This is a genomic window from Streptomyces apocyni (assembly GCF_009739465.1).
Classification (GTDB): Bacteria; Actinomycetota; Actinomycetes; order Streptomycetales; family Streptomycetaceae; genus Streptomyces; species Streptomyces apocyni.
This window is the reverse complement of sequence record NZ_WHOM01000078.1, coordinates 506,674-531,570: the sequence shown is the minus strand read 5'-3', so window position 1 is coordinate 531,570 and position 24,897 is coordinate 506,674. Positions and strand designations below refer to the sequence as shown.

The following is a 24,897-nucleotide window of genomic DNA, read 5'->3' as shown; positions in this document are numbered from 1 at the left end:
GAGCTCTGCGCCCAGCGCTAGAGCTTGACGCCCCGCTCGGCCAGCCACCGCACCGGATCGACCCCCGACCCCAGCTGTGGAGTGAGCCGCACCTCGAAGTGCAGGTGCGGCCCAGTCGAGTTGCCCGTCGTGCCCGCCTGCCCGATCCACTGGCCGGGACGCACCCGCTCCCCCTGGTCGACGGTGACCGCCGCCAGATGCGCGTACTGCGAGTAGTAGCCGCCCTTGTGCCGCACGAGGATCTCCATGCCGAACCCCGCCCCGCACTTCACCCGCACCACCTTCCCCGCACCCACCGCCCGCACCGGCGCCCCGATGCCGACCGCGAAGTCCTGCCCGGTGTGCCGGTTCGCCCAGCGCGCGCCCGTTCCGCCGAATCCCGCCGACAGCTCGTACGTCTCCACCGGCGCCACCCACTTCCGGCCGGTGATGGGCGGCGGCTCTTCCAGGCGTACGGCACCACGGCAGCGGCCCGCCGTGACCTGACGGTCCGCCTCGCTCTGCAGCGTCCACCGCGCCTCGTCCAGCTTCTTCTCGATGCCCCGCTTCAGCCCGGCAAGACCCGCCGTGCGTTTCTCCAGGGCGTGCCAGGCCGCCTTCGCCTTCTGCTCGTCGGCGTCCAGGCGGAGCGCGGCCCGCCGGGTCTTGGCGATGGCGTTGTCGACGGCCAGGTCGGCCTGCCAGACGGCCCGCTGACCGCGCATCAGCTCATCGGGGTTCTGGGCCAGGAGCAGCTGGGCGGTGTACGGAATGCCGCCACCGGTGCGGTACTGGGCGCGGGCGATGCGGCCGAGGTCGGCCCGCAGCATCCGTACCTCCCGCCGCTGGTCCTCCAGCAGTCGCCCCAGCCGCTTGGCCTCGGCGCGCTGGCGGTCGGCGGCCCGGCGGCCCTTCTCGTACGCCTGGGTCGCGGTCGCCGCCTCCTCGTACAGCCGCGCCACCTTGGCGCTGGTTCCGGCCTCTTCGGCGGAGCGGTCCGGCGCTTCGGAGGCCACGGCGGGCGCTACGAGCGCTACGAGCGCGCTGAGCACGGCGAGCGTGGTCATCAGCGGGGCGAACGGGCGGAGAGTCGGGGCGAGTCGGTGACGCATTTACGGATCGTCACCCGGCCGGGCCGACGACGCCCGTACGAAGCCCGCAACGGGGTGACCCGTGCCCCGTACGGGCCAGCCACACTGCGCCGAACAGCCGCCAGCCACCCGGACGTACGGAGCCTCACGGTCAAAGGAACGGCGCCTGGGGGTCAGAACGGCGCTTGCCACACCAGCGTCGTACCGCCCCGGCCCCCGTCTTCGTCTCCGCCCCCGTCGCCGCCCTCGCCTCCGCCTCCGTCGCCGATCCCCGGCCCGTACCAGCTCTCCCCGCCGAGCTCCTCGGCCCGCCGCCTGAGGTTCCGCAGGCCACTGCGCCGACCGCCCTCCGGGATGCCGACGCCGTCGTCGGCGACCGTGAGGCGTACCCCCTGGCTCCCGTCCGCGAGTTCCACGCCCGCCTCGACGACGACCTCGATCCGGGTGGCCTGAGCGTGCCGGAAGGCGTTGGACAGCGCCTCGCGCAGGGCCGCGATGAGGTTCTTGCCGGTCAGCTCGCCCACCAGGCTGTCCACCGGGCCGACAAAACGGTGCGCTGGCGTGAAACCCAATGGCACGGCCGCCATGTTGATCTCCCGCAGCACTCGGGTACACAGCCCGGACGGCACCTCGGTGGGGCCCTGCTGAAGGGCGAAGATCGCGGTACGGATCTCCTGGATCGTCACATCCAGCTCGTCGACCGCCTTGCTGACGCCCTCCCGTACCTCAGGGACAACCGCACCTCGCTGCGCGCTCTCCAGCATCATCCCGGTGCTGAACAGCCGCTGGATGACCAGGTCATGGAGGTCGCGGGCGATACGGTCGCGGTCCTCGAAGACCGCGAGGCGCTCCCGGTCGCGCTGTGCCTCGGCCATCATCAGCGCGAGCGCGGCCTGCGTGGCGAACTGGGTGGCGAGGGTCCGCTCGGCCTCGGTGAACGGCTGCGCGCCGGGCAGCCGCGGTGTGGCGAGCACGCCCAGCACCCGGTCATCGCTCCGTAGCGGCAGCATCATGCACGGCCCGAACCGCTCGGCCGCGGCGCCGACCAGTCGGACACCGTCAGCCGAGTCCTCCACGAAGACCGCCTCCCCCGCGAGCAGCCGCTCCACCACGGACGATTCCGGCGAAATCACCGCCCCCAGCACACCAGCGGCCACACCCCCAGTGCCCCCTTCATCCGTGGCGACCGCGGCGATCTCCAAGCCCCCCTCGGCCGCGGGCAGCAGCACCAGACCCACCGCCGAGTCGGCCAGTCCGCGGGCGTGTTCGGCGACCACGGAGAGGGATTCCTCGGCGTCGGCGCCCGCCAGCAGCGCCGTGGTCACGGCCACCGAGCCGTCGATCCAGCGCTCGCTCTGCCGGGTGGTCTCGTACAGCCGGGCATTGCCGATCTGGATTCCGGCCTCGGTCGCGAGCACCTTGACCAGCCGCAGGTCGTGCGCCGTGAAGCCCCCGGGTTCCCGCTTCTCGGTCAGCTGGAGGTTGCCGAACACCTCGTCCCCGACGCGGATCGGAACGCTGAGCCGCTCACGCTCCTTCGCGCGGACGCCGTACGTGACGGAGTCGGAGAGCCCGTCACCCGCGTCGCTGACCACCCCGATCTCGGCGTGGCGGGCGCCCGTGAGCGAGGCCGCGGTCTCGACGATGCGGTCCAGGACGGAGTGCAGCCGCAGCCCGTTGCCCACCGAGACCATCGCCTCCAGCAACTGCGGCAGCCGCGCGGCGAGGTCGTCGGGGAGGGTCCGCAGACTCCGGGCCGCCTGCTCGGCGGCCTGCGAGCCGGAGTCCGCCATACGTGAGATGCCCGAGATGTCTGCGATGCCTGACATGATCTGAGCCTAATGAGGCGGGATACCTGCGGAAAGTCGGCTCACGACCCACTCACCCACTCACCCACTCACCCACTCACCCACTCACCCACTCACCCACTCACGCACTCCGTACCGCGAGCAGCTCCGTCTCCCGCTCGCGCTCCCGCATCCGCCGCAGCGGCCCGTCCACCTCGGCCAGTTCCTCGTACCGCCCGCGCTGCACCACCCGGCCCTCGTCCAGGACGAGCACCTCGTCCACCGCCTCCACTCCGGCGAGCCGGTGGGTGATCAGCAGCGTCGTCCGCCCCTCGGTCGCGGCCAGCAGATCGGCGGTCAGCGCGTCGGCCGTCGCCAGGTCCAGGTGCTCGGCCGGTTCGTCCAGGACCAGTACGGGGAAGTCCGCGAGCAGCGCGCGGGCCAGCGCCAGCCGCTGCCGCTGGCCACCCGACAGCCTGGCGCCGTGCTCGCCCACCAGGGTGTCAAGACCTGCGGGCAGCGACTCCGCCCAGTCCAGGAGTCTGGCCCGGCGCAACGCGTCGCGCAGTTCGTCGTCGGTGGCGTCGGTGCGGGCGAGCCGCAGATTCTCGCGTACGGAGCTGTCGAACAGGTGCGCGTCCTGGGCGCACAGGCCGACCAGGCGCCGTACGTCGTCCCCGTCCAGCTCCGCGGCCGGAACCCCGCCGAGCGTGTAACCGCCGTGCTCGGCGTCCAGGAAGCGCAGCAGCACCTGGGCGAGCGTGGTCTTGCCGGAGCCGCTGAGCCCGACGACCGCGACGCGCTTGCCCGCGGTGAGGGTCAGATTGACTCCGGCCAGCGCGGCCCGGTCCTGGCCCGGGTGCCGGGCGACCAGCCCCCGCACCCGCAGCGGGAAGGGATCGGCCGGTGCGCTCGCCGGACACGCGGGCTCCCGTACGGGCTCCGGTGCGTCGAGTACGTCGTAGATCCGCTCCGCGCTCTTCTTCACCCGCTGCCGGTACTGCACGGCCAGCGGCAGCCCGGTCACCGCCTCGAACGCGGCGAGCGGCGTGAGGACGACGACGGCCAGCGCCACCCCGTCCAGCCGCCCCTCGCGTACGCCCTGCACCCCGACCAGCGCGACCGCCGCGACGGTGAGCCCACAGACCAGCGCGGAGAGCCCGGCGCCGAGCGCGGTGGCGGTCGCGGCCCGGGACGCGAGCGAGGTCAGCTCGGCATCCGCCCGCCGGGTCTGCCGGGACCGTGCGGGCAGCGCCCCGGCGACGGTCAGTTCGGCCGTACCCGTGAGCAGGTCGGCCACCCGGGTGGCCAGCACCCCGCGGGCGGGCGCCAGGCGGCGCTCCGTACGACGGGCCAGCGCGCCGCTCAGCAGCGGCACCCCGACCCCGGCGACCAACAGCCCCACCGCGAGCAGGACACCAGCCTCCGGCAGCAGCCAGGCGGTGAACCCGGCCGCGCCGACACCGACGACGGCGGCCGCGCCCACCGGCAACAGCCAGCGCAGCCAGTAGTCCTGGAGCGCGTCCACATCCCCGACCAGCCGGGACAGCAGATCGCCGCGCCGCGTGGTGCGCAGCCCAGCGGGCGCGAGCCGCTCCAGCCTGCGGTACACCGCGACCCTGGTGTCGGCCAGCATCCGCAGTACGGCATCGTGCGTGACCAGGCGTTCGGTGTACCGGAAGACGGCGCGTCCGATGCCGAACGCCCGTGTCGCGGTGACCGCGACCATCAGATAGAGCACCGGTGGCTGCTCGGAGGCGCGCGAGATCAGCCAGCCGGAGGTGGCCATCAGCCCGACCGCGCTCCCGAGCGCGAGACTCCCGAGCAGCAGACCGAGGCCCAGCCGCCCCCACCGCTCCCGGGCCATCCGCCGCACCCGCGCCAGCACTCCGCGCCCCGAACCCCCGGCCTGCCCAGCCGAGTCGGCGGCCCCGCCCGCCCGACCGTCAGCCGAGGGCCCGTCAGCGGCGGCGGCTGAGGCCGGGACCACCGGTTCCTGCCGGGCCGCCCCCTCGCCCTCGCCGAGACCCGGCCGCGAACTCCTCAGGCTGGGCGGCTCCCCCTCCACCCGTACCACCCGGTCAGCGACCGCGAGCAGCGCGGGCCGGTGCACCACCAGCAGCACCGTCCGCCCGACGGCAAGGCGCCGGACCGCGTCCACCACCTCCGCCTCGGTCTCCCCGTCCAGCGCGGCCGTCGGCTCGTCCAGGAGCAGCACCGGCCGGTCAGCGAGGAACGCCCGGGCCAGCGCCAGCCGCTGCCGCTGCCCCGCCGACAGCCCGGCCCCGTCCTCACCGAGTACGGTGTCGGCCCCGTCGGGCAGGGCGTCCACGAACGCCAGCGCCCCCGCGTCGCGCAGCGCCTCCCGCACCGCCGGCGCCCCGGCGTCCGGCCGCGCGAGGCGTACGTTCTCCGCGATCGACCCGGCGAACAGCTGCGGCCGCTGCGGCACCCACGCGATCCGCTCCCGCCAGGCCGCCAGGGACAGCGCGGCGAGATCGGCCCCTCCCACACACACCCGCCCCTCGTCCGGCCGGACAAACCCGAGCACCGCGCTCAGCAGCGTCGACTTGCCCGCCCCACTCGGCCCGACGAGCGCCACCGTCTCCCCGGGCTCGACCCTGAACGACGCCGCAGAGACGGCCGCCGTATCCCGCCCGGGATACCGGACCGTCACCCCCTCCACGCTCAGCGCCCCCGCGGGCACCGCCCCGGCCCCGCCCACCGGGACCGGCGTCTCCAGCACGGCGAAGATCTCCTCGGCCGCCGCGAGCCCCTCCGCCGCCGCGTGGAACTGCGCGCCGACCTGCCGCAGCGGCAGATACGCCTCAGGCGCCAGGATCAGCACCACCAGACCGATGTACAGGTCCATCTCGCCGTGCACCAGCCGCATGCCGATGGTCACCGCGACCAGCGCGACCGACAGCGTGGCGAGAAGCTCCAGCGCGAACGACGACAGGAAGGCGATCCGCAGCGTCCGCAGGGTCGCCCGGCGGTACTCACCGGTGATCTTCCGGATCGACTCGGCCTGTGCCTTGGCCCGTCCGAACACCTTCAGCGTCGGCAGTCCGGCGACCACATCGAGGAAGTGCCCGGACAGCCGGGACAGCAGCCGCCACTGCCGGTCCATCCGGGCCTGCGTCGCCCAGCCGATCAGCACCATGAAGACCGGGATCAGCGGCAACGTCCCCACGATGATCGCCGCGGAGACCCAGTCCTCGGTCACGATCCGCGCGAGCACCGCGACCGGCACCACGACGGCCAGGCCCAACTGCGGCAGATAGCGCGCGAAGTAGTCGTCCAGCGCGTCGACGCCCCGGGTGGCCAGCGCGACCAGAGATCCGGTGCGCTGTCCGCTCAGCCACCCAGGACCGAGCGCGGCGGCCCGCTCAAGCAGCCGCCCCCGCAGCTCCGATTTCACCGCCGCGCTAGCCCGGTGCGCGGCCAGTTCGGTGAGCCAGCCGACGACCCCACGGCCCATCGCCACGGCGGCCAGCAGCAGCAAGGGCGTACGCAGCGACGCGGCATCGAGCCCCTGCTGGAATCCGCCGACCACCACCTCGGCGATCAGCATCGCCTGGGCGACGACCAGGCCCGCCCCGGCCAGACCGAGAAGCACCACCGCGATCAGGAAGAGGCGGGTGGCTCGGGCGTACCGGAGCAGGCGCGGATCGATCGGTTTCACGTGAAACAGCCCCTAGTCAGTGCACGTCAGTCAGTACACGTCAGTCAGCGCACGTCGCTCAGTGCACGTCGGCCGCGATGTGCTGCGTACCGATCCGCTTGCGGAACACCCAGTAGGTCCAGCTCTGATAGAGCAGTACGAGCGGAGTCGCGACAGCCGCGCACCAGGTCATGATCTTCAGGGTGTACGGGCTGGACGAGGCGTTGGTGACCGTGAGGTTCCACTCCTCGTTCAGCGAGGACGGCATGACGTTCGGGAAGAGCGTCAGGAACAGCATCGCCACCGCGGCCGCGATCGTGACGCCGGAGAGCGCGAACGACCAGCCCTCGCGCCCCATCCTGATCGCCACGATGGCCCCGATCAGCGCCACCGCGGCGAGCACCATCGCGACGAGGCTCTTGGTGTTGCCCGTGTCGGCCTGCGTCCACAGCAGGAAGACCACGGCGAGCACCGCCGTCACCTGCCCCAGGCCGAGCGCCAGCTTCCGCGCCCGTACCCGGATCTCACCGTCCGTCTTGAGCGACGCGAACACCGCGCCATGGAAGGTGAACAGGAAGAGGGTGACCAGGCCACCCAGGATCGCGTACGGATTGAGCAGATCCCAGAAGGTGCCGACGTACTCCATATTCTGATCGATCTTCACCCCGCGCACGATGTTGCCGAAGGCCACACCCCACATCACCGCGGGCAGCAGCGAGGTCCAGAAGATCGCGTGCTCCCAGTTGGTCTGCCAGCGCTCCTCGTCGCGCTTGTGCCGGTACTCGAACGCGACTCCGCGGATGATCAGGCAGATCAGGATGAGCAGCAGCGGCAGATAGAAGCCGGAGAACAGCGTCGCGTACCACTCGGGGAAGGCGGCGAAGGTCGCGCCGCCTGCGGTGAGCAGCCACACCTCGTTGCCGTCCCAGACGGGACCGATGGTGTTGATCAGCACGCGCCGCTCCTTGCGGTCGCGAGCCAGCACCTTGGTCAGGACCCCGATCCCGAAGTCAAAGCCCTCCAGGAAGAAGTAGCCGATCCACAGAACGGCGATCAGGACGAACCACACGTCATGGAGTTGCATACGTCGTCAGCTCCTCAGTCCTCAGTCCTCAGTACGAGAAGGCCATCGGCCGGTCGGCGTCTGGATCATCGCCGCCGATCTTGGTGGGCGGGTTGAGGTCGGCCTCGGTGAGTTCCGGCGGCCCGGCCTTGACGTACTTGATGATCAACTTGACCTCGATGAAGGCGAGAACCGCGTAGAGCAGGGTGTAGACGACCATCGAGGTGATGACCTCGCCCTGCGAGACGTTGGGGGAGACGGCGGCGGCGGTCTTCATCACGCCGAACACGACCCAGGGCTGACGGGCCGTCTCGGTGAAGATCCAGCCCCAGGAGTTGGCGATCAGCGGGAAGAGCAGCGTCCACAGCGCCACCATCCAGTACAGGTTGGTGAGCTTCGGGCTGAGGGCCTTGTTCCTGAAGAGCACCAGATGCGGTACGTCGTCCTCACCAACTCGCATCGACTGCGGCAGCATGAACTTCTTGCGGGTGAGCCACAGTCCGAGCACGCCGATGGCGAGGGACGCCATCCCGAAGCCGATCATCCAGCGGAAGCCCCAGTAGGCGACCGGGATTATCGGCCGGTAGTCGCCCGGGCCGTACTCCTCCTGCATCTGCTCGTTGAGATCGTTGATGCCGGGGACATGCTCGTTGAAGTCGTCGTGGGCGAGGAAGGACAGCAGTCCCGGAATCTCGACCGCGACCTTGTTGTGGCCCTTGTCCACGTCGCCGTACGCGAAGAGCGAGAAGGGTGCGTTGTCCTGCCCGTCCCACAGGGCCTCAGCGGCGGCCATCTTCATCGGCTGCTGCTCGAACATGATCTTGCCGAGGATGTCGCCGCTGATGGCGACGAGCAGACCGCTGACCGCGACCGTGACCAGACCGAGCCGCAGCGAGGTCTTCATCACCGGCACATGCTTCTTGCGGGCCAGGTGGTACGCGGCGATGCCGACCATGAACGCCCCACCGACGAGGAACGCGGCGGTGATGGTGTGGAAGAACTGGGCCAGGGCGGTGTTCTGGGTCAGCACCGCCAGGAAATCGGTGAGTTCGGCCCGGCCCCTCTCCTCGTTGATCCGGTAGCCGACCGGGTGCTGCATCCAGGAGTTGGCGGCCAGGATGAAGTACGCGGACAGGACCGTGCCGATCGACACCATCCAGATCGTGGCGAGGTGGATCTTCTTCGGCAGCTTGTCCCAGCCGAAGATCCACAGTCCGATGAAGGTGGATTCGAAGAAGAAGGCGATCAAGGCCTCGAAGGCGAGCGGGGCACCGAAGACATCCCCGACGAACCGGGAGTAGTCAGACCAGTTCATCCCGAACTGGAACTCCTGGAGGATGCCGGTGACGACACCCATCGCGATGTTGATCAGGAAGAGCTTGCCCCAGAACTTGGTCGCCTTGAGGTACTTCTCCTTCTCGGTCCGCACCCAGGCGGTCTGCAGGCCAGCGACGAGTGCGGCCAGCGAGATCGTCAGGGGGACGAAGAGGAAGTGGTAGACGGTGGTGATACCGAACTGCCAGCGCGCCAGGGTCTCTGGCGCCAGAGCCAAGTCCACGTCGTCAGTCTCCTTACGTCGGCGCGGTCACTGCGGCAGTCTGCCCCGCCAACCCCGGCATCTCGGGATCAAGCAGACACGCTTGTGAACGCGTTCACATTCACAAGCATTATGTCGTACCGGTTTCCGGACCTTTCAGGGGGGGTCCCCCGCTCCCTCTCCAGGGCCTGACTTCGGCCTCAAGCGGCCTGACCCTTCCCAAAAACTTCAACATATTGTTGAATCCGCGGCATGCAGATCCGAATCTCCTGGCCCGCGGGCCACCTCACCGCGACCCTCGATGACACTCCGACCACCCAGGCACTGCGCAAGGTGCTGCCGCTGGCCGCCAGCGCCCACACCTGGGGGGAAGAGGTCTACTTCGACACGGGCGTCAGCGTCGCCCTCGAGCCCGACGCCCAGCAGGTCGTGGACCCCGGCACGGTCGCCTTCTGGACCGACGGTGACGCTCTCGCGCTGCCGTACGGGCCCACCCCGATCTCGCGCGGGGACGAATGCCGCCTGGCCAGCCCGTGCAACCTCCTCGGCGCACTCGACGGGGACCCGCGCCTGCTGGCCACCGTCCGCAACGGCGACCCGATACGCGTGGAGCTGGTCGACGCGTAAGCGCCGACCAGCTCCGAGGTGCCCCTTAGAGGCTCGTTAGAGCGCTCGTTAGAGCTCCTTACGGAAGGCCGCGGCCGCGTGCAGGAACAGGTCGTTGGCCTCCTGCTCACCGATCGTGGCCCGCATGCCCTCACCCGGGAACGGCCGCACCATCACACCGGCCCGCTCACAGGCGGCCGCGAACTCGGCCGTGCGCTCCCCCAGGCGCAGCCAGACGAAGTTGGCCTGGGTCTCCGGCACCGTCCAGCCCTGGCTCCGCAGCGTCTCGACCACCCGGGCCCGCTCGCCGACCAGCGTGCCGACCCGGCCGAGCAGCTCATCCTCGGCCCGCAGGCTCGCGACGGCCGCGTCCTGCGCGAGCTGGCTGACGCCGAACGGGACCGCGGTCTTGCGCAGCGCGGCCGCGACCGGCTCATGGGCGATCGCGAAGCCGACCCGCAGCCCGGCCAGCCCGTACGCCTTGGAGAAGGTACGCAGCACGCAGACATTCGGCCGGTCGCGGTACAGCTCGACGCCGTCCGGCACGTCGGTATCCCGGATGAACTCGCGGTATGCCTCGTCCAGCACCACCAGCACATCGCTCGGCACCTGGTCCAGGAACCGCTCAAGCTCAGCCCTGCGCACCACCGTGCCGGTCGGGTTGTTCGGGTTGCAGACGAAGATCAGCCGGGTCCGGTCGGTGATCGCCGCCGCCATCGCGTCGAGGTCGTGCACCTCCCCCGGTGTCAGCGGCACCCGTACCGACGTCGCGCCGCTGACCTGCGTGATGATCGGGTACGCCTCGAAGGAGCGCCAGGCGTAGATCACCTCGTCACCCGGGCCCGCGGTGGCCTGGAGCAGCTGCTGGGCGACACCGACCGAGCCGGTGCCGGTCGCCAGGTGCGAGACGGGCACCCCGAAGCGCTCCGACAGTTCGTTCATCAGCCCGGTGCACGCCATGTCGGGGTAGCGGTTGAAGGACCCGGCGGCCGCGGTCACCTGCTCCATCACACCGGGCAGCGGCGGGTAGGGGTTCTCGTTGGAGGACAGCTTGTACGCCACCGGCCCTCCGGCCGCCGCTGGCTTGCCCGGCTTGTAGGTCGGGATGCCGTCCAGCTCGGCGCGCAGCTTCGGGTTCGTCTCGCTCACCGCAGGTCCTCCTCGTGCCACCCAAGTTCGAATACTGCTCACCCTATGAGGATTCGGCGCCGCTGCGAATGGTCCTGGGCCGCATCTTCCGGGGGACACCGGGGGACACCGAGGGATGCCCGGGGCTCACCCGGGGCTTACCCGGGACTACCTGGGACGACCTGGGGAAAACCACCACCTCCGCGCGGAGCGGAGGGGGCGCGCCCGCCCCACAGCGTGCGCCGGTGGCTTGCGCCGTGGCGCGCATCACCCGTGAAGGTGAGTTGAGACCACTTCGAGACCTAGGGCAGCCGAGAGGTGTCTCCGGAAAGACAACCATGAGGCTAGCCTTAAACCGCGCAACCCCCTTGGCTTCCAAGGTCATTGAGGCAGGCACACCATGCAGAAACGTGCCTGTCAACGAGTGAATATGCGCGCACGCCGGACACCCTAAAGAGCCCTACTATCGGCTCGCCATGACAGCAGCAGGGAAGCACCAGGTGAGCCGGGCACAGACTCGGGGAAGTCGGCAGGGTCGAGCGGGTATCCGGGACGTGGCCGCCGCAGCCGGGGTCTCGATCACGACCGTCTCCGACGCGCTCAACGGCAAGGGCCGACTCCCCGATGCCACCCGTAGACATGTCCGCGAGGTCGCGGAGCGGCTGGGCTATCGCCCGTCCGCAGCGGCCCGGACCCTCCGTACCGGAAAGTCAGGCCTCATCGGCCTGACGGTGACGACGTACGGGGATGAACCTTTCACCTTCACCGAGTTCGCGTACTTCGCCGAGATGGCGAGAGCCGCGACATCCGCCGCGCTCGACCGCGGCTACGCCCTGGTCATCCTCCCCGCGACCTCACGCCACAGCTCCGTCGACGTCTGGTCGAACGTCGCCCTCGACGGCACCGTCGTCGTCGATCCCTCCGACCATGACCCCGTCGTCAGCGAACTGATCCGCCACGGCCTGCCCGTCGTATCGGACGGCCGACCGGCCGGCTCGCTGCCCGTCACCGCCTGGGTCGACAACGACCACGAGGCCGCGGTCCTCGGCATCCTCGACCACTTCGCCGCGGCCGGCGCCCGCCGCATCGGCCTGCTCACCGGCACCACCACGGACACCTACACCCGACTGTCGACCCAGGCCTACCTGCGCTGGTGCCAGCGGATCGGGCAGGACCCGGTGTACGAGTCCTACCCCGCCCACGACCCGTGCGCCGGGGCCGTGGCCGCCGACCGGCTGCTGGCCCGGCCCGACCGGCCGGACGCCGTCTACGGTCTCTTCGACCCGAACGGCACCGACTTGCTCGCGGCCGCCCGGCGCTACGGACTGCGGGTCCCCGACGATCTCCTTCTGGTGTGCTGTAGCGAATCCATGGTGTACGCGACGACCGAGCCGCCCATCACCACGCTCTCGCTCAAGCCGCGCCGGATCGGCACCGCCGTCGTGCAGCTCCTGATCGACGCGATCGAGGGCGTGGACGCGGGCCGTCGCGTCGAGCAGGTGATACCGACCGAGCTGATCGTGCGCACCTCCTCACAGCGCCGACCTCACCGCACCACCGTCAGCCCTCCGCGTACACCCGGGCCGGGCTGACGGATCGAGATGCCGGATCGGACGAACGGACCGGCGTACCACCTAATTCGGGCGAAATCCCCAGCGAACTGCGGGTCTGACATCGATTCACCACCCCTGGTGCATCACACAGTGCGAGCGGCATTCCTATGATGGGCGCACGACACTGCGGACCACTGCGACCAGGCGGTCCGATCCGGTGGAGGAATGCGGCGCGACGGTGGTGGAGGGGTCGATGACTCAGGGGGCCGGTCAGGGACCCACGGTGCGTACGGACACGGTCCGCGATTTCCGCGTACCCGCGTATGTGCACCAGACCGGCCAGGAGCCCGTACAGGGCGAGGAGCCTGTGGGCTACACGCCGACGCAGCGCGACCTGCCCGTCATCAACCGCGGTGACACGGTTCAGGTGCGGGTAGAGCCCGCCGAGGCCCCCGCACCGGTCCCCAGCGGCCTCGGCCCGCTGTACGTGGTCGGCGACGTACACGGCTATCTGGACGAACTGGTCGCCGCCCTGCGCGAGAAGCACCTGATCGACGACGAGGGCAACTGGGCCGCGGGCAACACCCGGCTGTGGTTCCTGGGCGACTTCACCGACCGGGGACCCGACGGTATCGGGGTGATCGACCTCGTCATGCGGCTCTCCGCCCAGGCCGCCGCCTCCGGCGGCTACTGCAAGGCCCTCATGGGCAACCACGAACTGCTGCTGCTCGGCGCCAAGCGGTTTGGCGACACCCCGGTCAACTCCGGCGCGGGCACCGCCACCTTCCAGGCGGCCTGGCTGCTCAACGGCGGGCAGAAGACCGACATGGACCGGCTCCAGGACGTCCATCTGCAGTGGATGTCCCGGCTCGACGCGATCGAGCTGGAGGACGATCACCTGCTGGTGCACTCCGACACCACGGCCTACCTCGACTACGGCGACTCGATCGAGGAGGTGAACGACTCCATCCGCGAGGCGCTCACCCGCAACGACGCCGACGAGTACTGGGACCTCTTCAGGAAGTTCACCAAACGCTTCGCCTTCCGCGACGAGGGCGGTGCGGAGGCCGTACGCGAACTCCTCGGGACCTATGGCGGCACCCGCATCGTGCACGGCCACAGCCCCATCCCGTACCTCCTCGGCGAGGTCGGCAACGAACACTCAGGGGACAGCGAGGGCAGCACCGACCCTCGGGTGGAAGGACCGCATGTGTACGCCGACGGGCTGGCCATCGCCATGGACGGCGGCGTGACCATGGCCGGAAAGCTGCTGGTCTGCGCGCTCCCGTTGGATAACTGAGCGTGACACGGGCAGGCGTAGGACAACCAGTACCTCGCTGACCAGCGCCCCACCGGGGACCCAATTTCCGGAAACACCCTGTCACGCCGTGCCGTAACCGCTCTACCATCGGCTTATCCGTAGCAGGCTCTCCTCCGTTTCCGCCCGACTGCCCGCACCCACGCGAGTATCCAGGCCCTACGGAGCATCGGGGGATGCACATGAACAGCGCTCCACACCTGCTGAACGAGGACCGCCAGGACTTTGAGCGGCTCCTCGATGACGCGCTGCGCTCCGCACCACAGCGTCCAGATCTCGCTGCTGTCGGCGAGCGCCTCAATCCCGAGCAGTTGCGCACGATGGCGTTGAACGCGACTGTCCTGATCACCACCGCCGCGGCAACCGAGTACCAGCACTATGTGAAGGCCCGTGAGCACCTGCGCGCGCCGGCCTCGTCCTCGACCCGCGAAAGGGCCACCGGCGAGTCGGAGTCGGGCACGGCGGGGCTTGCAGCGGGTGAGGTCGTCCAGACCGCCGGGGCAGGCCTGTTCGCGGTGCTCGCGGTACTCGCCCCCGTCCTGGCAGGCGCCGCCGCGGCGATATTCCTGCTGGTCGGCTACATCCTGAAGCTGCTCAGCCCCGAACCCGCCTTCGCTGACACGCTGCTGACCACCGGCTGGGTGTTCGGCGCGCTGACGGCGGTCGGCATCCTGGTGGCCGCGATCGGCCTTCTCCTCACGGCGCTACGCAACGGCTCCACCTCGGTCCAGGCGAGTGCCCGGAACGAGCTGACTGAGGAAGTGGCCCGGGCCAGGGACGCCTGGCTTACCGCCCTGCTCGAGCGCGGCATACTGCCCTTCCTCCGCGAGGCCCTCGCCACGCCGGGCATCCCGGAGGCCCGCCCCGAGCCGCCCAACGGCCGCATGCCGCACCTCGGTTACCACCGCCCAGGATTCAGCAGCCCCGACGGCGGTCCCGACGCCGGGCACCGACCGACGTACAGCAGACCGGACTTCTCCAGCCCGGACTACGGCGGCCCGGACCACCAGCCCGACTAGCGCCCGTCCGATGCGACCAGCACCACCCAGCGTCATCATTACGCTACGCTCCTCGGCGGAGCGGGACGGCCCGCGACTCCCCCCAAGAGGCCGCGGGCCATCCTCTGAGGTGATGGATCAGTCCGCCATCGGCAGGTACACCCGGTTCCCGCTCGCCGCGAACTCCTTGGACTTCTGGAGCATCCCCTCAGCGATCTCGTCAGCCGTCGCGTTCGCTGCCTCGGTACCGCCGAACTGCTCGTTGATGCTTCGGCTGATCTTCATCGAGCAGAACTTCGGCCCGCACATGGAGCAGAAGTGCGCGGTCTTGGCAGGCTCGGCCGGGAGGGTCTCGTCGTGGAACTCCCGTGCCGTGTCCGGGTCCAGGGCCAGGTTGAACTGGTCCTCCCAGCGGAACTCGAAGCGCGCGTCGGAGAGCGCGTCATCCCAGTCCTGCGCGCCCGGGTGGCCCTTGGCCAGGTCCGCCGCATGGGCCGCGATCTTGTACGTGATGACGCCGGTCTTCACGTCGTCGCGGTTGGGCAGGCCCAGGTGCTCCTTGGGCGTGACGTAGCAGAGCATCGCGGTGCCCCACCAGCCGATCATCGCGGCGCCGATGCCCGAGGTGATGTGGTCGTAGGCGGGCGCGATGTCGGTGGTCAGCGGGCCGAGCGTGTAGAACGGCGCCTCCTCACAGATCTCCTGCTGGAGGTCGATGTTCTCCTTGATCTTGTGCATCGGGACGTGGCCCGGGCCCTCGATCATGGTCTGGACGTTGTGCCGCTTGGCGATGGTGTTGAGCTCGCCCAGCGTGCGCAGCTCGGCGAACTGCGCCTCGTCGTTGGCGTCCGCGATACAGCCGGGCCGCAGGCCGTCGCCGAGCGAGTACGTCACGTCGTAGGCCGCGAGGATCTCGCAGAGCTCCTCGAAGTGCTCGTAGAGGAAGCTCTCCTTGTGGTGCGCCAGGCACCAGGCCGCCATGATCGAGCCGCCGCGCGAGACGATGCCGGTCTTCCGGTTGGCGGTGAGCGGGACGTACGGCAGCCGCACACCCGCGTGCACGGTCATGTAGTCGACGCCCTGCTCGGCCTGCTCGATGACCGTGTCCTTGTAGATCTCCCAGGTCAGGTCCTCGGCGCGGCCGTCGACCTTCTCCAGCGCCTGGTAGAGCGGGACGGTGCCGATCGGGACGGGGGAGTTGCGCAGCACCCACTCGCGGGTGGTGTGGATGTTGCGGCCGGTGGACAGGTCCATGACCGTGTCGGCGCCCCACTTGGTGGCCCAGGTCATCTTGTCCACCTCCTCCTCGATGGAGGAGGTGACGGCGGAGTTGCCGATGTTGGCGTTGACCTTCACCAGGAACCGCTTGCCGATGATCATCGGCTCGATCTCCGGGTGGTTGACGTTCGCCGGGATGACCGCCCGGCCCTGGGCGACCTCCTCGCGCACGATCTCCGGGTCGATGTTCTCGCGGATGCCGATGAACTCCATCTCGGGCGTGATCTCACCGCGGCGGGCGTACGCGAGCTGGGTCACCGCCTTGCCGTCCCGGCCCCGGCGCGGCTGGCGGGGGCGGCCGGGGAAGACCGCGTCCAGGTTCTTCAGGCCGCCGCGCGGCGAGGTGTGCTTGAGGCCGTCGTCCTCGGGGCGGGCGGGGCGGCCCGCGTACTCCTCGGTGTCGCCCCTGGCGATGATCCAGTTCTCCCGCAGCGGCGGTAGGCCGCGGCGGACGTCGGTATCCACGTTCGGATCGGTGTACGGCCCCGAGGTGTCGTACAGGGTCACGGCCTTGCCGTTGGTGAGGTGCACTTGGCGGACCGGCACCTGCAGGTCGGGGCGCGAGCCCGTGACGTATGCCTTGTGCCAGCCGATGGACGTCCCGGCCTCGCCGTTGTCCGCGGCGCTGTTCGCGTCCGCGTTCTGGTTCGAGGCAGGCGTGCGAATGTCCGATGTGGTCATGTGACCTACTCCCTACGCCGGCATTACCCGGTAACAGGTTCGGCGGTCGACGCAGCGATATCCGTAGGTCTCCTACGGAGGTCAGCGCCCTCTCAGCCCGGTGCTCCGAGCTCCCGCGATTGCAAAGGTGCGTCCCCACGCTAGCGCCCCGTCGGCCACGCTGAACAGAGGGCCCCTGCCGTTCTTGCGATGATCGGTCGGTGACCTCCTCGCAGCAGCCACCGCCTGAGCCCTCCGAACCGCCCCATCAGCAGCCTTCGGGACACCCACCCGGACAGGCGCCCGGCCATGTGCACAGCCATGCGCACAGCCATGGCCCGGCCGCCCCGGTCTCCCAGCATCTGCGCAAGGTGATCGCCGCGGTGCTGATCCCCTTCGCGGTAGCCGTCTTCGTCGGCCTGGCCGTGCTCTGGCCGGGCGGCGCACCCGACCATGAGCGCACCGGGGTCGGGTTTGACCGGCAGACCCAGCAGGGCAAGGTCGTGCGGGTCGAGAAGGTCGATTGCGAGGACGTCAACGCCTCCCAGGTGCCGCCCACCGGCGACACCTCCACCCCGGAGGGGTCGTCCGCGCAGCAGCGGGCGACGGGTGACTGTGACCGGGCGACGATCGAGGTGACCACCGGCGAGGACAAGGGCCACCGCTTCACCGAGATCGTCCAGCCCGACCAGACCCGGAAGCTGGAGGAGGGCCAGGGGGTGGTGGTGGCGTTTGCCCCTGACGCGCCCAGAGAGCTGCAGTACTCGGTGACCGATGTGGACCGGAAGGTTCCGATGGTCCTGCTTGCCGCGATCTTCGCGGTGGTGGTGGTGCTGGTGGGGCGGATGCGCGGTCTGATGGCGCTGATCTCGCTGGTCATCAGCTTCGCGGTGCTGACCCTGTTCATCCTGCCCGCGATCCTGCAAGGGTCGAATCCACTGCTGGTGGCGGTCATCGGGGCGAGCGCGATCATGCTGGCGGCCCTGTATCTCTGCCACGGGCTGACGGCCCGTACCTCGGTGGCTGTGCTCGGCACACTGATCTCGCTGCTGCTGATCGGGCTGCTCGGCTCGCTGTTCATCGACTGGGCGATGCTCTCCGGCAACACCGACGACAACACCGGACTGATCCACGGTCTGTACCCGAACATCGATATGAGCGGTCTGCTGCTGGCCGGTGTCATCATCGGCTCGCTCGGCGTTCTCGACGATGTGACGGTCACCCAGACGTCGGCGGTCTGGGAGCTGCACGCCGCCGATCCGGCGATGGGGGCGCGCAAGCTGTATCTCGCGGGTCTGCGGATCGGGCGCGACCACATCGCCTCGGTGGTGAACACCCTGGTTCTCGCGTACGCGGGCGCCGCGCTGCCGCTGCTGCTGCTCTTCTCGATCGCACAGAGCAGCGTGGGCACGGTCGCGGGCAGTGAGCTGATCGCCGAGGAGATCGTGCGCACGCTGGTGGGTTCGATCGGCCTGGTGGCGTCGGTGCCGGTGACGACCGCGCTCGCGGCGCTGGTGGTGTCGGCCGACAAGCCCGGTAGCGCGGCGCCCGCCGTCGCGGGACGGGGTCAGTCGCGCGGTGGGCGAGGTCGGCGGCGTAAGCGCTGACGGGCTGGAGCGCACACGGGTTCAGCCCGCGTTCTGCTCCTTCGCCAGGATGCGGTCGAGTGCGTCGTCGAGGTGGCGTTCAAAGTCGGCGAGCAGGCGTTCCTGGCCCAGCGGCACGACCTTGTCGGTCCGGTCCAGGAACGCGATGAGCGGGGCGATGCCGGAGCGGAACAGCGCCTGGTCCGCTCCTACCTGCAGCCGGATGACGGCGTCGGTCAGCGGCTCGGAGCCGTCCGGCGCGATGTGCACATCGCCGTCTCCACACGGCTCGTTGATCCCGTCGACGAGCAGCTCCCGACTGAACGCCCAGGTCACAGGCGCGTCGCCGGGCAAGTGGAAGGTCAGTCGTACGGCGTAGGGGTCAGCTGTCTCGTACCGCATTTCCACGGGGATGCGGAAGGAGAGCTCCTCGGAGACGAGGAAGCTCATCATGACCTGTGCCTGTACGGACTCGCGCATCGCCTACCCCGTTGTCGTGCCGTCGATGGAGACTGGGACGTGGACTGTCTTCCTGACTCACGGCATCTTGCTCAACGTGTCCAGTGGATCACAAGCAGTGAGTTTTCAGATGCTGATAGAGAACGCCAGCGTCGCCAGCTTCCTCCCCACGTCACTCTGTAGTTCGCGCACGGCGGGCAGCAGCCGGTCGGCCTGGTGGACGGGCAGGGAGATGGCCAGCGTGGCGGCGGTGGCGCCTGCCGTGATCGGGACGGCCGCGCAGACGGTCCCCAGGGCGTACTCCTGCTGCTCGATGACGGGCGCCATGCGGTTCACGGCCTGGAGTCTGCCCAGCAGCACCCGGCCGTCGCGAACGGTGTACGGGGTGATGGACTGCACGGGGTAGCGGGCGAGGTGGTCCCGTCTGGCGTCGTCGTCCAGCTGGGAGAGCAGGCACTGGCCGATCGCGTGGGCGTGCGCGGTCTGCCGGAAGTCCGCCCACTCCTCGACGGCGGGGCTGCCCGGGGTGTCCGCGACGGCCACCACCTCGACCTCACCCTCGCGGTAGAGGGCGAAGTAGACGGGTACGCCGATGGCATCGCGCCAGTGCTCAAGCACATCGCCGATCATGCCGCGACGTTTCTGCTGCGCCCCACTGGCGGCCAGCAGCTCGGCTGCGGGGCCGAGTGCGAACACGCCCTTCTCACGGCGCAGATAGCCCTCATGCGCGAGGGTGCGGAGCAGGTGGTACGCGGTGGGCAGCGCGAGCCCGGCCTCACGCGCGAGCTGCTTCGCGGGCGCCCCGCCCTCGTGGGCGGCCACGGCTTCCAACAAGCGCATCGCCCGCTGCACGGACCCGATGAGGGTCGGAGCGGTGGTGGTGCCGCTGTCTGCCATGGCCAAGGTGCACTCCCGAGGCGCGTGGGGGAATCCCCGTACGGTGCCACGGGGGTGAGCGATGCGCCCGCCCGCGGGGGCCACCCCGCGTCGGATTCCGGACTTTAGCCGCCCCCCTGGGCCGATGGAGGCGATGGCCGAATCTTTCCCCCGCCCGGGCGAACCTCGGTTTCCGGCTTACCCGGTCATCGCCACCGCATCGGTCACCAGTCGCTACGTGAGGACGAGGAGGAGGTGAACTTCCGTACGACGAAGATGAGTCCGGCGACGAGCGCGGCGAAGACCAGCACCTTGAACAGCAGGCTGACGATGACGCCGATCAGCCATCCGATCACGCCGCCGAAGACGACCAGGGCGATGACCGGCACGGCGACCCACTTCACCCACCACGGCATCCCCGCGAATATCTGCTGCACGGCCATCGCCCTACACCTCTTTCTCCAGATCTCTCCGGATACCTGAGCTCTTTGAGTCCTTCTCTGAGTCTCTGCTTCGATGGTAGAGCGCACGGCACGGCAGATGGTGCCTGCCATCCCTTGTCCTTCCCTGACCCATCCCTTAGGGACCCTCGGGGTTAGGGGCTGCACGGCGGATCAGGGTTAGGGGCTACACAGCGGATCAGCCCTCGGACGGCGGATCAGCCCTCGGGCGGCGAGAAGACCACCAGCACCTTCAGGTCCTCGCTGATGTGGTGGAACTTGTGCGGCTCCCCTGCGGGTACATAGACGACGCTGCCCCGGCCCACGGTCGTGGTCTCCGTCCCCACGGTCACCGAGGCGCGGCCGCTGGCGATGAAGTACACCTCGTCCTGCTGGTGCGGCTGCTGCGGGTCGGTCTGCCCCGCGTCCAGGGCGTACAGCCCGACCGACATGTGCCGTTCGCGAAGAAACTGCAAGTACGCCCCGTTGTTCGCGACGCGTTCCGCCTCGAGCTCGTCCAGCCGGAATACCTTCATCGCCCTGCCCGCCTCGTTCCTCACACGGCACCCGGAAACCGGCTCGTGTCACACACCGGTGCCTGCCGCAGATCATGTCTGCCACGATCAGACACATGAAGAATTTCGTAGTCAAGACGATCGCCAACTCGGCCGCCCTCGCCGTCGCCATCTGGCTGCTGGACAAAATCACCCTTACCGGGGACAGCACCCCACGCAAGGTCGTCACCCTGATCCTGGTCGCCCTCGTCTTCGGCGTGGTGAACTTCCTCGTCAAGCCGATCGTGAGGGTGCTGACCTTCCCGCTGTTCGTCCTGACCCTCGGTCTGATCACACTGGTGGTCAACGCCCTGATGCTGCTGCTCACTTCGTGGCTCGCCGACAAGCTGGACCTGAGCTTCCACGTCGAGGGCTTCTGGACGGCGGTACTCGGTGGCCTGATCATCAGCATCGTCTCCTGGGCGATGAACGTGGTCCTGCCCGACGACAAGAGCTGATGGACAGCCGCTCCGAGCTCGGCGACGGCACCCGCGCGGTGCGGGCCGGGCTGCCCGAGGCTGTCAAGAACGAGCCGACGCTCCCCGGGCCGACGTTCGCCGCCCACTTCCACCTGCCGGGTGACCCCACAGGTCCGTACACCTACGGTCGTGACGAGAACCCGACCTGGACCCATCTCGAGCGCGCCATCGGCGAACTGGAGGCGCCCGGCGCGGAGGTGGAGACGCTGGCCTTCGCCTCCGGCATGGCCGCGATCTCCGCGGTGCTCTTCTCTCAGCTGCGCACCGGCGACGTGGTGGTCCTGCCGGACGACGGATACCAGGCGCTGCCGCTGGTGCGCGAGCAGTTGACGGCGTACGGCGTCGAGGTACGCACCGCGCCCACCGCTCACGACGCCCAGCTCGACGTGCTGGACGGCGCCCGGCTGCTGTGGCTCGAGACGCCGTCGAATCCGGGGCTCGACGTCTGCGACATACGTCGCCTCGCCGCTGCGGCGCACACACGTGGCGCCCTGGTAGCGGTCGACAACACCCTGGCGACGCCGCTCGGGCAGCGGCCGCTGGAGCTGGGCGCTGACTTCTCCGTGGCCAGTGCCACCAAGCAGCTGACCGGGCACGGTGACCTCCTGCTGGGCTATGTCACCTGCGCGGACAGCGAGCTGGCCGCGGGCGTACGGCGCTGGCGGAAGATCGTCGGGGCGATCCCGGGGCCGATGGAAGCCTGGCTGGCCCACCGTTCGCTGGCCACGCTCCAGCTACGGGCCGACCGGGGCTGCGCGAACGCCCTGGCCGTCGCCGAAGCCCTGCGCGGCCGCGATGAGGTGTCGGGACTGCGCTATCCCGGCCTGCCCGACGACGCGTCCCATGAGCTGGCCGCCCGGCAGATGCGGCGCTATGGGTGCGTGGTCTCCTTCACGCTGCCGACCCGTGAGCGCGCCGAGCGTTTCCTGGCGGCGCTGCGGCTGGTCGAGGAGGCGACGAGCTTCGGGGGCGTACGCTCCACCGCCGAGCGGCGCGGCCGCTGGGGCGGGGACGCCGTTCCGGAGGGCTTCATCCGACTCTCGGCCGGAGTGGAGGACACCCGGGATCTGGTGGCGGATGTGCTGCGCGCGCTGGACGAGTCGTCAGTGCGGTAGCGCGGCTACGTACAACGGACGGTCCGAGCCTCCCCCCTCGTGGCTCGGACCGCCCCGGTTCCCCATGCGAAGAACCGCGCGAACAAGGCTAGTTGACTCTGTGTCAGTGTCCAATCACGGTAGCGACAGAGGCCTATCGACTTATTTATAGTTGGGCGCGAGCAGGGTTCCGGCGAGGCCGGATACAGGCGGGGTCACGGGGTCGCAGGGAAGGGGAGGCGCTTCCGATGGACCTGGCCCTGCTGCGCACATTTGTCACGGTGCACCGGGCCGGCTCCTTCACCCGGGCCGCCGCGCTCCTTGGCCTGTCACAGCCCGCTGTCACCGCGCAGATCCGCACGTTGGAGCGGCAGCTGGGCCGCCCCCTCTTCCTGCGCCAGGCTCGCGGAGTGACCCCCACGACTATCGGCGACGAACTCGCGCACAAGGCTGCCCCGCATCTGGACGCGCTGGTGGAGATCGTGGAGAGCGGCCCCGACGAGGACGCGTCCCTGCGCACCCTGCACCTGGCGGGCCCTCCGGAGTTCACAGCGGAGCGCGCCGTCCCCGCGTTGACCGCCCTCACCGGTGAGGACGGCCAGGGGTTCGCGCTGCGCGCCTCGTTCGGCAACGCCGAGGAGACCCTGGAAGGACTGTCAGCCGGACACCACGATCTGGCCATCGCCACGGCGCAGCCGCGCGGCGGGCTGCTCACCGCGGCTCCGCTGTGCGACGAGGAACACGCTCTGGTGGCGGCCCCCGGCTGGGCTACCAAGGTCGATCCCGGCAACGTACGACACCCCGTGACGCCTCTCCCAGAGGTCCTGCCGTCGTTGGAGCATGTGCCGGTGGTGGAGGTCCATGAGTCGCTGCCGTTCGTCTCCCGCTACTGGGCCGCCGTCTTCGACTCCCGCCCCGCCGCGACGGGGACCGTCGTCGTCCCCGATCTGCGGGCCGTGCTGGCCTGTGTGGTGGCGGGCGCCGGGCTCGCGGTCCTGCCGCGCTATCTCTGCGCGGGGGCACTGTCGCGCGGGGAGGTGGTGGCACTGCTGGAGCCCGCGGTGCCACCGCTGCGGACGTATTTCCTGGTCGTACGCACCGGAACGCTCGCCATGCCGCATATCGCGCGGGCGCATGAGTGGCTGCTCCGTGCCGCCGTCGAGTGGAGCTGACCTGGGCGCGAAGGCCTCGGCGGGTTTCGCGGGGAACAGGACGGGCCACATTCCTTCCATGACCGTCCGACCCGTGGTCAAGCGCACCGCACGAGCCGTCCTCCTCGACGGCGATGACCTGATCCTGATCAAGCGCACCAAACCCGGTGTGGACCCGTACTGGGTCACCCCCGGCGGGGGAGTCGAAGCGGAGGACACGACCGTCGTCGACGCCCTGCACCGTGAGGTGTACGAGGAGCTCGGAGCGAAGATCACTGACGTGGTGCCGTGCTTCGTGGACACCGTGGAGCACATCGGCGCGGACGGCGGGGCCACCGGTGTGAAGGTCCAGCATTTCTTCGTCTGCCGCCTGGCGTCCATGGACCCGACTCTGCGGCACGGCCCTGAGGTCGAGGAACCGGCGGGCGAGTACGAGATCGTCCGCATCCCCTTCACCCGAGTCGGGATCGCCTCGGTGCACCTCGTACCGCTGTCACTACGCCACTATCTGGACGGGAACATCGAGGGCGTACGCGCCATGCACGCCCCCGACCTGGGGTGATCCGTACGAATCAGGCGATGGCGTACGCCGCGGCAGCGTGTTTCACGTGAAACACCACCGTGGGGCCTGACCAAACGTGGCCGAAAGCACGGTGCGTCCTCGCGTAAAGCGGTGGACGGCAGGGGCGCTCATCGGCCAGCCTGACCAGCGTGTCGACACCTCCCCTCTCCGCGCTGCCCATGCGCCGGCTCACACTTCGCGACCTCACCGCCTGCGCGGACCTCTCCGAGGACCGCGGATGGCCTCGGGAGGAACACAAATGGGGGCTGCTGCTGTCGGCCGGAACGGGCTACGGCATTAGCGCCGCGGACGGCGGCCTCCTCGCCGCCTGTGTGACTACCGACTACGGCCCGCCCGGGCGTCCCGAACTCACCGCGATCGGCATGGTGCTGGTCGCCGAGCACTACGCCCGGCAGGGTGTCGGCCGCCGACTGATGCGGCAGGTGCTGGCCGAAGCCGGCCCCACCCCGCTCACCCTGCACGCCACATCCAACGGCCGACCGCTGTACGAAGAGCTCGGTTTCAAGACCGTCGGCCACGTCGAGATGGTCCGCGGTCATTTCCGGCCCACAGAGGCCGCGGCACCCGGCGTACACACCCGCCGAGCGACCGCCGAAGACCTGCCGACGATCCTGCGTCTGGACGCCGAGGTGTTCGGCCCCGACCGGACCCATATGCTCACGCGGCTCCCGGCCTTCGCCGATCAGCTCCAGGTCGCCGAGGCCGACGGAGAGATCATCGGCTACGCCGCCGCCTGGCCCAACATGGACACCCATGTCATCGGCCCGCTGATCGCCCGGGACACCGATACGGCCAAGGCCCTGGTCGCCTCGCTGGCCCAAGGCACGGACCGTGAGCTGCGCACCGACATCGATGTACGCCATGAGGAACTGCTGGCCTGGATCAAGGCGCGGGGCCTGGAGCACCGGGGCCTCAACGCGGTGATGGTCCACGGCATCCCGGAACTGCCCGGCGACTGGTCCCGCCGCTTCGCCCCCCTCACGGTGGCGGCAGGCTGAGGCCACGGGCGATCC

Annotated in this window: 21 protein-coding genes; 10 read left to right on the top strand and 11 right to left on the bottom strand. The window is 69.8% G+C overall.

Translation table 11 applies throughout. From position 1 onward, the window contains the following. Positions 1-17: 17 nt before the first annotated feature. The 5 genes from GCN81_RS31010 to GCN81_RS30990 all read right to left on the bottom strand — a co-directional run bounded on the left by GCN81_RS31010 (position 18) and on the right by GCN81_RS30990 (position 9,142). On the bottom strand, positions 18-1,091 hold the full coding sequence (locus tag GCN81_RS31010) for a M23 family metallopeptidase (RefSeq protein ID WP_156727853.1): 1,074 nt from the start codon (positions 1,089-1,091) through the stop codon (positions 18-20). Between the two features lie 152 nt (positions 1,092-1,243). Beyond that, entirely contained in the window at positions 1,244-2,863 is a 1,620-nt protein-coding gene (locus tag GCN81_RS31005; RefSeq protein ID WP_156728013.1) for a GAF domain-containing protein, read from the bottom strand. A gap of 136 nt (positions 2,864-2,999) precedes the next feature. After that, a complete protein-coding gene (gene cydD / locus GCN81_RS31000; protein ID WP_156727852.1) occupies positions 3,000-6,542 on the bottom strand; it encodes a thiol reductant ABC exporter subunit CydD in 3,543 nt (1,180 codons plus the stop codon). 58 nt (positions 6,543-6,600) lie between these two features. After that, positions 6,601-7,605 (bottom strand): cytochrome d ubiquinol oxidase subunit II, encoded by a 1,005-nt coding sequence (gene cydB, locus GCN81_RS30995; RefSeq protein WP_156727851.1) that lies wholly within the window; start codon positions 7,603-7,605, stop codon positions 6,601-6,603. A 28-nt stretch (positions 7,606-7,633) separates the two neighbouring features. Beyond that, complete coding sequence (locus GCN81_RS30990) at positions 7,634-9,142, bottom strand: cytochrome ubiquinol oxidase subunit I (protein WP_156727850.1); 1,509 nt, start codon at positions 9,140-9,142, stop codon at positions 7,634-7,636. A 231-nt stretch (positions 9,143-9,373) separates the two neighbouring features. Between GCN81_RS30990 and GCN81_RS30985 the strand changes: the two genes are divergently transcribed. Beyond that, positions 9,374-9,748: a cyclophilin-like fold protein gene (locus GCN81_RS30985; RefSeq protein WP_156727849.1), complete on the top strand. Its 375-nt coding sequence runs from the start codon at positions 9,374-9,376 to the stop codon at positions 9,746-9,748. A 48-nt stretch (positions 9,749-9,796) separates the two neighbouring features. Here GCN81_RS30985 and hisC read toward each other — a convergent pair whose 3' ends face one another. After that, positions 9,797-10,876, bottom strand: a complete 1,080-nt coding sequence (gene hisC, locus GCN81_RS30980; RefSeq protein ID WP_156727848.1) for a histidinol-phosphate transaminase — start codon at positions 10,874-10,876, stop codon at positions 9,797-9,799. 455 nt (positions 10,877-11,331) lie between these two features. Here hisC and GCN81_RS30975 point away from each other — a divergent pair, with 455 nt between their 5' ends. From GCN81_RS30975 to GCN81_RS30965, 3 genes are all read left to right on the top strand, one after another. After that, positions 11,332-12,447 (top strand): LacI family DNA-binding transcriptional regulator, encoded by a 1,116-nt coding sequence (locus GCN81_RS30975; protein ID WP_156727847.1) that lies wholly within the window; start codon positions 11,332-11,334, stop codon positions 12,445-12,447. A 214-nt stretch (positions 12,448-12,661) separates the two neighbouring features. Further along, positions 12,662-13,708, top strand: coding sequence for a metallophosphoesterase (locus GCN81_RS30970; protein WP_156727846.1), 1,047 nt, complete (start codon positions 12,662-12,664; stop codon positions 13,706-13,708). A 194-nt stretch (positions 13,709-13,902) separates the two neighbouring features. Beyond that, positions 13,903-14,745 carry a hypothetical protein gene (locus GCN81_RS30965; protein WP_156727845.1) on the top strand — a complete coding sequence of 281 codons (843 nt, stop codon included), beginning with the start codon at positions 13,903-13,905 and terminating at the stop codon, positions 14,743-14,745. A 117-nt stretch (positions 14,746-14,862) separates the two neighbouring features. On the opposite strand, the gene thiC is transcribed toward GCN81_RS30965, so the two are convergent. Then, positions 14,863-16,683, bottom strand: a complete 1,821-nt coding sequence (gene thiC / locus GCN81_RS30960) for a phosphomethylpyrimidine synthase ThiC (protein WP_156727844.1) — start codon at positions 16,681-16,683, stop codon at positions 14,863-14,865. Between the two features lie 200 nt (positions 16,684-16,883). Here thiC and GCN81_RS30955 point away from each other — a divergent pair, with 200 nt between their 5' ends. Next, on the top strand, positions 16,884-18,269 hold the full coding sequence (locus tag GCN81_RS30955) for a YibE/F family protein (protein WP_156727843.1): 1,386 nt from the start codon (positions 16,884-16,886) through the stop codon (positions 18,267-18,269). Positions 18,270-18,290: 21 nt separating this feature from the next. Here the strand turns inward: GCN81_RS30955 and GCN81_RS30950 are convergent, their stop codons facing one another. The 4 genes from GCN81_RS30950 to GCN81_RS30935 form a co-directional block, all read right to left on the bottom strand. Next, entirely contained in the window at positions 18,291-18,728 is a 438-nt protein-coding gene (locus tag GCN81_RS30950; RefSeq protein WP_156727842.1) for an SsgA family sporulation/cell division regulator, read from the bottom strand. Positions 18,729-18,833: 105 nt separating this feature from the next. Then, on the bottom strand, positions 18,834-19,604 hold the full coding sequence (locus GCN81_RS30945) for an IclR family transcriptional regulator (protein ID WP_197287881.1): 771 nt from the start codon (positions 19,602-19,604) through the stop codon (positions 18,834-18,836). Positions 19,605-19,807: 203 nt separating this feature from the next. Next, entirely contained in the window at positions 19,808-20,020 is a 213-nt protein-coding gene (locus GCN81_RS30940) for a DUF5326 family protein (RefSeq protein WP_156728011.1), read from the bottom strand. Between the two features lie 221 nt (positions 20,021-20,241). After that, a complete protein-coding gene (locus GCN81_RS30935; protein ID WP_156727841.1) occupies positions 20,242-20,559 on the bottom strand; it encodes a cupin domain-containing protein in 318 nt (105 codons plus the stop codon). A 95-nt stretch (positions 20,560-20,654) separates the two neighbouring features. Between GCN81_RS30935 and GCN81_RS30930 the strand changes: the two genes are divergently transcribed. The 5 genes from GCN81_RS30930 to GCN81_RS30910 all read left to right on the top strand — a co-directional run bounded on the left by GCN81_RS30930 (position 20,655) and on the right by GCN81_RS30910 (position 24,882). Beyond that, the gene (locus GCN81_RS30930) at positions 20,655-21,035 is read left to right on the top strand and encodes a phage holin family protein (protein ID WP_156727840.1); all 381 of its coding nucleotides are present in this window, start codon (positions 20,655-20,657) and stop codon (positions 21,033-21,035) included. Then, positions 21,035-22,171, top strand: a complete 1,137-nt coding sequence (locus GCN81_RS30925) for a cystathionine gamma-lyase (RefSeq protein WP_156727839.1) — start codon at positions 21,035-21,037, stop codon at positions 22,169-22,171. Before GCN81_RS30930 ends, GCN81_RS30925 begins: the two co-directional genes overlap by 1 nt. A gap of 227 nt (positions 22,172-22,398) precedes the next feature. Further along, positions 22,399-23,322 carry a LysR family transcriptional regulator gene (locus GCN81_RS30920; RefSeq protein WP_156727838.1) on the top strand — a complete coding sequence of 308 codons (924 nt, stop codon included), beginning with the start codon at positions 22,399-22,401 and terminating at the stop codon, positions 23,320-23,322. A 58-nt stretch (positions 23,323-23,380) separates the two neighbouring features. Continuing rightward, entirely contained in the window at positions 23,381-23,863 is a 483-nt protein-coding gene (locus GCN81_RS30915) for an NUDIX domain-containing protein (protein ID WP_156727837.1), read from the top strand. 149 nt (positions 23,864-24,012) lie between these two features. Further along, a complete protein-coding gene (locus tag GCN81_RS30910; RefSeq protein WP_197287868.1) occupies positions 24,013-24,882 on the top strand; it encodes a GNAT family N-acetyltransferase in 870 nt (289 codons plus the stop codon). Positions 24,883-24,897 lie beyond the last annotated feature (15 nt).